Source organism: Actinomadura sp. 6K520 (genome assembly GCF_004349245.1).
GTDB lineage: Bacteria > Actinomycetota > Actinomycetes > Streptosporangiales > Streptosporangiaceae > Spirillospora.
The window spans coordinates 1-5,611 of the sequence record NZ_SMLC01000296.1 but is presented as its reverse complement, the minus strand read 5'-3'; the positions used below and the strand labels follow the sequence as shown (position 1 = coordinate 5,611).

Genomic DNA, 5,611 nt, shown 5'->3' with positions numbered 1-5,611 from the left:
GGGGCGGGGACGATGCCCTCCGTGCGGGCGAACAGGATTCCCGCCTCGAAGCATTCGCGCTGCGGTTTGGCCTCGGCCTCGAAGATGTCCAGCTCGTACATGTGGGAGAGCAGCGGTGCCATCCCGTGGTAGCGGAGGCCGCCCGCGTGGATGGGGTCGGGGACGAAGTCGTGCCCGAGGGTGTGCATCTTCAGCAGGGGTGTGAAGCCGGCCGTGTCGCCGAAGTCGTAGGCGTAGCGGCCTCGGGTGAAGGACGGGCACGCCTCCGGCTCCACCGCCCTGATGGCCGGGTCCATGCGGCCCTGCAGCTTCTCGCGGAGGAACGGGAAGAACAGGCCCGCGAAGTTGGAGCCGCCGCCGGTGCAGCCGACGATCAGGTCGGGGGTGTCGCCGACGAGCGCGAGTTGTTCGAGGGCCTCCTCGCCGATCACCGTCTGGTGCATCAGGACGTGGTTCAGGACGCTGCCGAGGGCGTACCGGGTGTCGTCGGGGGAGGCCGACTCGACGGCCTCGCTGATGGCGATGCCGAGGGAGCCGGGCGAGCCCGGATCGTCCGCGAGGATCTTCGCGCCGGACGCGGTCAGCCGGGACGGGCTGGCCTGCACCTGCGCCCCGTACATCTGCATCATGGAGCGGCGGTACGGCTTCTGGTCGTAGGACGCCCGGACCATCCAGATCTCGCATTCGAGGGCGAACTGCGCGCACGCGAACGCGAGGGCGCTGCCCCACTGGCCGGCGCCCGTCTCGGTGGTCAGGCGCTTGATGCCCTGTCGCGCGTTGTAGTACGCCTGCGGGACGGCCGTGTTCGCCTTGTGGGAGCCGACCGGGGAGACGCCCTCGTACTTGACGTAGATGCGGGCGGGCGTGCCGAGCGCGTGTTCGAGGCGGTGCGCCCGGATGAGGGGGGTGGGGCGCCAGAGCCGGTAGACGTCGCGGACCTCCTCGGGGATGTCGACGAAGCGCTCGCCCGAGACCTCCTGGGCGATGAGTTCCATCGGGAACAGCGGTGCGAGGTCGTCCGGGCCGACCGGTTCGCGCGTCCCCGGGTGCAGCGGCGGGGGTGGCGGCTCGGGCAGGTCGGGGACGACGTTGTACCAGCGGCTCGGGAGCCTCGACTCGTCCAGCAGGATCTTCGTCGTCACGGTTCCTCCCCAGGTCACGGTGCCCTTGAGTGGAGGGTAGGCGTGCGCGAGGCCGAGACGGAAGGCCGGTTCCGGTCAGGCCGGAAGATGGTGGACGTCGTTGAACGAGCGCAGGGTGGCGGGGCCGTCGGCGTACCAGTCGATGGACGACAGCGCCGCCACGTCCAGGTGCATCCGGTACAGGGACGGCATGGGCGCGCCCAGGGCGTCCTTGACGAGCATCTTGATCGGCGTGACGTGCGAGACCACCAGGACGGTCTGCTCGCGGTGGCGGACCTTCACCTTGTCCAGGGCGGTGCGGACGCGGCGGGAGACCTGCGCGAAGCTCTCCCCGCCGGGCGGCGCGACCTCCGGGTCGGCCAGCCACGCCTTGAGCTCGGCCGGCCAGCCCTTTCCGGCCTCGGCGAACGTGAGCCCCTCCCACTCGCCGAAGTCGGCCTCGCGGAAACCGTCCTCGACGCGGACGTCGAGCCCGGTGACGGCGGCGACCTCGGCGGCGGTGGCGCGGCAGCGCGCCAGCGGCGAGGTGACGATCGCGTCCAGCCCGCGGTCCTTGAGGGCGAGGGCCGCGGCGCGGGCCTGGGCGAGGCCGTCCGCGGTGAGGGGGACGTCGCTCGTCCCCGCGAAGCGCTTCTCGACCGACAGCGGCGTCTCACCGTGCCGGAGCAGGACCGTGGTCACCGGGGTGGACGACGGGGGCCGCGCCGGCGCCGGCGGCGGCTCCGGCTCCCCCGGCGTCTCCTCGATCTTGCGGACCCAGTGCTCGCCGCGGGCCGCGGCGTCCATGGCCTCGTTGGCGAGGCGGTCGGCGTGCGCGTTGCGGTTCCGCGGGATCCACGTGTAGGAGACCGGCCCCAGGTCCTCCGCCAGCTCACGGGCCCGCAGCGCCAGCGGGACCATGTCCGGGTGCTTGATCTTCCAGCGTCCGGACATCTGCTCCACGACGAGCTTGGAGTCCATCCGGGCCTCGACGCGGGCGGCCGCGTCGATCGCGGACGCGGCGGTCAGCCCGGCGATCAGGCCCCGGTACTCCGCCACGTTGTTGGTGGCCTCCCCGATCGCCTCGGCGACCTCGGCCAGGACCTCCCCGGTCAGCGCGTCGCGGACGAGCGCCCCGTACCCGGCGGGGCCCGGATTGCCGCGCGAGCCCCCGTCCGCCTCGACGATCAGCTTGCGGCCCGCGCCCCCGCGCCCGGCGACCGCGCTCACAGGCCCGACTCTGGCGTCCGGATCAGGATGCGCCGGCACTCCTCGCAGCGGACGACCTCGTCCCCGGCGGCGGCCCTGATGTTGTTCAGGTCCACCGTGTTGAGCGCCAGGTGGCAGCCCTGGCAGGCGCCGCGGAACAGCTTGGCGGCGCCGACGCCGCCGAACTGGCCGCGCAGCTTCTCGTAGAGGGCCAGCAGGTCCTCGGGGACGTCCTTGGCGACCGCGGTGCGCGCGGCGCTGGTCGTCCCGGCCTCGTCGTCGATCTCCCGCCGAGCGGCGTCGCGGCGCTCGACGAGCCCCGCCATCTCGTCCTGCGCGGCGGACTGGTCGGCGCGCAGCGCGGAGACCCTGCCCTCCGCCTCCTCCGACCGCTCCATGATCTCCAGGACGACCTCCTCCAGGTCGGACTGGCGGCGCTGCAGCGACTCGATCTCCGCCTGGAGGTTGCCGAGGTCCTTGGCCGAGGACACCTGCCCGGAGTCGAGCCGCTTCTGGTCGCGGTCGGCGCGGGCGCGGACCTGCTCGACGTCCTGTTCGGCCTTCTTCTGCTCCCGCTGCAGGTCGCCGGCCTCCGTCTCGGCCGCCACGATCGCGTCGCGCAGTTCGGTCAGGCGTCCCTCCAGCCGCTCGATCTCCGCCAGCTCGGGAAGCGTGCGCCGGCGGTGGGCCAGCCGGTCCAGCGAGGCGTCAAGCTCCTGCAGGTCGAGCAGGCGGAGCTGGGCTTGCGGTGCGGCTTTCAATGTGCTCCTTCGTCGTGGAGGCGCCACGCGTCGGTGACGAGCGTGGACACCCTGGTCTCCAACTTGCCCGCGTCCGGGGAGGCCGCCGCCAGGCGCCGCTCGGCGTCGGCGAGCCAGGGCCACTCGGTCGCCCAGTGCGCGGCGTCCACCAGGGCCGGGCCGCCGTGCTCGGCGAACTCCGAGGCGGGGTGATGCCGCAGGTCGGCGGTGAGATAGACGTCGACACCGGCGGCGTGCGCGGTGCCGAGCAGGGAGTCGCCGGCGCCCCCGCACACGGCGACGGTGCGGACGATGCGGTCCGGGTCGCCCGCGGCCCGCACTCCCCAGGCGGTGGACGGCAGCCCGGCCGCCACCCGCCCGGTGAACTCCCGCAGCGTGAGCGGCTCGGGCAGGTCCCCGATCCGGCCGAGGCCGCGGCGGGGATCGTCGTCGGCGGGGACCATCGGACGCAGGTCGCCGGTGAGGCCGACGGCCCGCGCCAGCGCGTCCGACACGCCGGGATCGGCCCGGTCCGCGTTGGTGTGCGCGGTGTGCAGCGCCACCCCGTTCCTGATCATCCGGTGGACGAGCCGTCCCTTCGGCGTGGTCGCCGCGACCGAGTGCACCCCGCGCAGCAGCAGCGGATGATGCGTGACCACAAGGTCGGCCCCCCACTCCAGCGCCTCATCGAGCACGGCGGCCACCGGGTCGACCGCGAACAGCACCCGTCCGACCTCCTGGTCGGGGTCGCCGCACACGAGACCGACGGCGTCCCAGGACTCCGCCCACTCGGGCGGATAGAGCTCCTCCAGAGCCGTGATGACATGGGATAGGCGCACGTCCCGCAGGCTACCGCGCCGAGCCGCTCCCAACGAGCCACCGAGCGTCACCACGGGGCCCGGAGGTCTGAAACGATAGGCCGGGGACAGCCAGACAGGGACAGAACCGAAAGAGGGGAGAACGCCATGTCGGCTTCCGGCGCCGCGGCGGAACCGGAGCCCACCCAGCCCACCGACCCCTTGGAACCGATCGCCGAACGGCCGTACATGCCCGGCTACGGCATCGTGGGCCCGGAAGAGGGAAGCGGCCTGCTGCCATGGTCCTGGGCCGTGGAGCAGCTCCGGGCGGCCCGGAACTTCTGGCTCTGCACGGTGCGGCCGGACGGGCGGCCGCACGCCATGCCGGTGTGGGGCGCCTGGTCCGGTGAGGCACTGCTGTTCAGCAGCAGCGTTCCGTCCCGCAAGATGGTGAACCTGCGGGCGAACCCGCGGGTCGTGGTCACCACCGAGGAGGCCGAGAACCCGGTGGTCATCGAGGGGCTCGCCGAGGTACTGACCGAGCAAAAGGACCTCCAGCGGTTCATCGACCTCGTCAATTCCAAGTACGCGACCAGATACCGTGTGGACTTCCTGGACCCCGAGGTGAACGCGACCGTCGCGGTACGGCCTCAGCAGGCCTTCGGACTCCGCCAGGGGGACTTCACCGGTTCTCCCACCCGGTGGTCTTTCACGGCCTGAGCGGCCGCCGGGATCAATCTGGACACCCATCGCGTTGGAGAGTGTGTGAAGTCACCTTTTCGCCGCCGCAAGCGCGTCAAGGGCCGCGCCATGGGCAACCGCCCGGAGCAGGCCGAGCAGGAGATCGTCGAATGGCCTCGCGAGGGGACGGGCAAGTCCTCCCTGATGGGGGCCATTCGCGGTGATGGCGAGACCGGCGCCGGGTTCGGCGGCGGCATGTTCGAGGACCTGGCGTCCGCCTTCGAGGGGTCGAAGAAGGTCAAGGTCGAGGAGCAGGAGCGGCAGAAGATCCTGCGCCAGGACGACCATGAGCAGACCGGCTCAGGCAGCACGCGCGACGACCTGGACTCGGGCAGGATCCGCATCCGCCGAAACCCGCCGCCGGAATAACGTGTCCGATTTGTATCGAACATAAGTTCGACGCCGGGTTATCCTGACCGCGTGAGCACCTACGTCCCGCCCGGCTGGCCCGCGCAGGTGCACCCACCGGGCACCGAGCGCTTCGAGGACACCGCCGTGGCCTGGCTGCTCGAACTCGTTCCGCCCGAGTACCGGCGCTACGGCGTGCTGCGCCGCTATCCCATCGTCCTCGCCCGGATGGCCCGCCACCACGCCGCCGCGTCCGTGGAGGCGGCACGCGAGGGCTTCCGCACCGCCCGCGTGGATCTCGGGGACGTCGTCCCACCGCACGGCGTCGAATCCGTCCTGGAGACCTACCGCCGCGAAGGCGCCCGGCTCGTCGCCCTCCTGCAGGCCATCGAACTCGTCGAAACCGCCCTGCGCGGCCTCGCCGAGCCTGACGATCCCCGGCATCGCCGACCTTTCACCCCGAAGCTGTGACCTTCCCGTTGACGCTGTGTCGTGGCGTGCGCAAACCTTTGAACCGATCCTGACGGGAGGGTTCCGGTGAGCACACCACCTGGGTGGTACCCAGATCCAGAGTGGATGGGCCGCGAACGCTATTGGAACGGACAAACCTGGACCGACCAGTCCCGCCCCTACGCCACCCGCTCCCGCCTGTCTC

General features: G+C 71.9%; 7 protein-coding genes. 3 read left to right on the top strand and 4 right to left on the bottom strand.

The window, feature by feature from the left end; genetic code table 11:
* From E1289_RS36180 to E1289_RS36170, 4 genes are all read right to left on the bottom strand, one after another.
* The coding region (locus tag E1289_RS36180) for a TrpB-like pyridoxal phosphate-dependent enzyme (RefSeq protein WP_131988460.1) at positions 1-1,142 on the bottom strand (1,142 nt) is incomplete at its 3' end.
* A gap of 75 nt (positions 1,143-1,217) precedes the next feature.
* The gene (locus E1289_RS36175; RefSeq protein WP_243713431.1) at positions 1,218-2,351 is read right to left on the bottom strand and encodes a bifunctional RNase H/acid phosphatase; all 1,134 of its coding nucleotides are present in this window, start codon (positions 2,349-2,351) and stop codon (positions 1,218-1,220) included.
* The gene (locus E1289_RS39305) at positions 2,348-3,091 is read right to left on the bottom strand and encodes a C4-type zinc ribbon domain-containing protein (RefSeq protein ID WP_207929383.1); all 744 of its coding nucleotides are present in this window, start codon (positions 3,089-3,091) and stop codon (positions 2,348-2,350) included. The genes E1289_RS36175 and E1289_RS39305 overlap by 4 nt, the downstream gene beginning before the upstream one ends.
* Positions 3,088-3,909: a Nif3-like dinuclear metal center hexameric protein gene (locus tag E1289_RS36170; protein ID WP_131988456.1), complete on the bottom strand. Its 822-nt coding sequence runs from the start codon at positions 3,907-3,909 to the stop codon at positions 3,088-3,090. Before E1289_RS36170 ends, E1289_RS39305 begins: the two co-directional genes overlap by 4 nt.
* 126 nt (positions 3,910-4,035) lie before the next feature.
* On the opposite strand from E1289_RS36170, the gene E1289_RS36165 reads away from it, so the two are divergent.
* The 3 genes from E1289_RS36165 to E1289_RS36155 are packed head-to-tail and all read left to right on the top strand — an operon-like array spanning position 4,036 to position 5,427.
* Positions 4,036-4,587: a pyridoxamine 5'-phosphate oxidase family protein gene (locus tag E1289_RS36165; protein WP_131988454.1), complete on the top strand. Its 552-nt coding sequence runs from the start codon at positions 4,036-4,038 to the stop codon at positions 4,585-4,587.
* A 45-nt stretch (positions 4,588-4,632) separates the two neighbouring features.
* The gene (locus tag E1289_RS36160; protein ID WP_131988452.1) at positions 4,633-4,977 is read left to right on the top strand and encodes a DUF6191 domain-containing protein; all 345 of its coding nucleotides are present in this window, start codon (positions 4,633-4,635) and stop codon (positions 4,975-4,977) included.
* A 51-nt stretch (positions 4,978-5,028) separates the two neighbouring features.
* Complete coding sequence (locus tag E1289_RS36155) at positions 5,029-5,427, top strand: hypothetical protein (protein WP_131988450.1); 399 nt, start codon at positions 5,029-5,031, stop codon at positions 5,425-5,427.
* Positions 5,428-5,611: the final 184 nt, after the last annotated feature.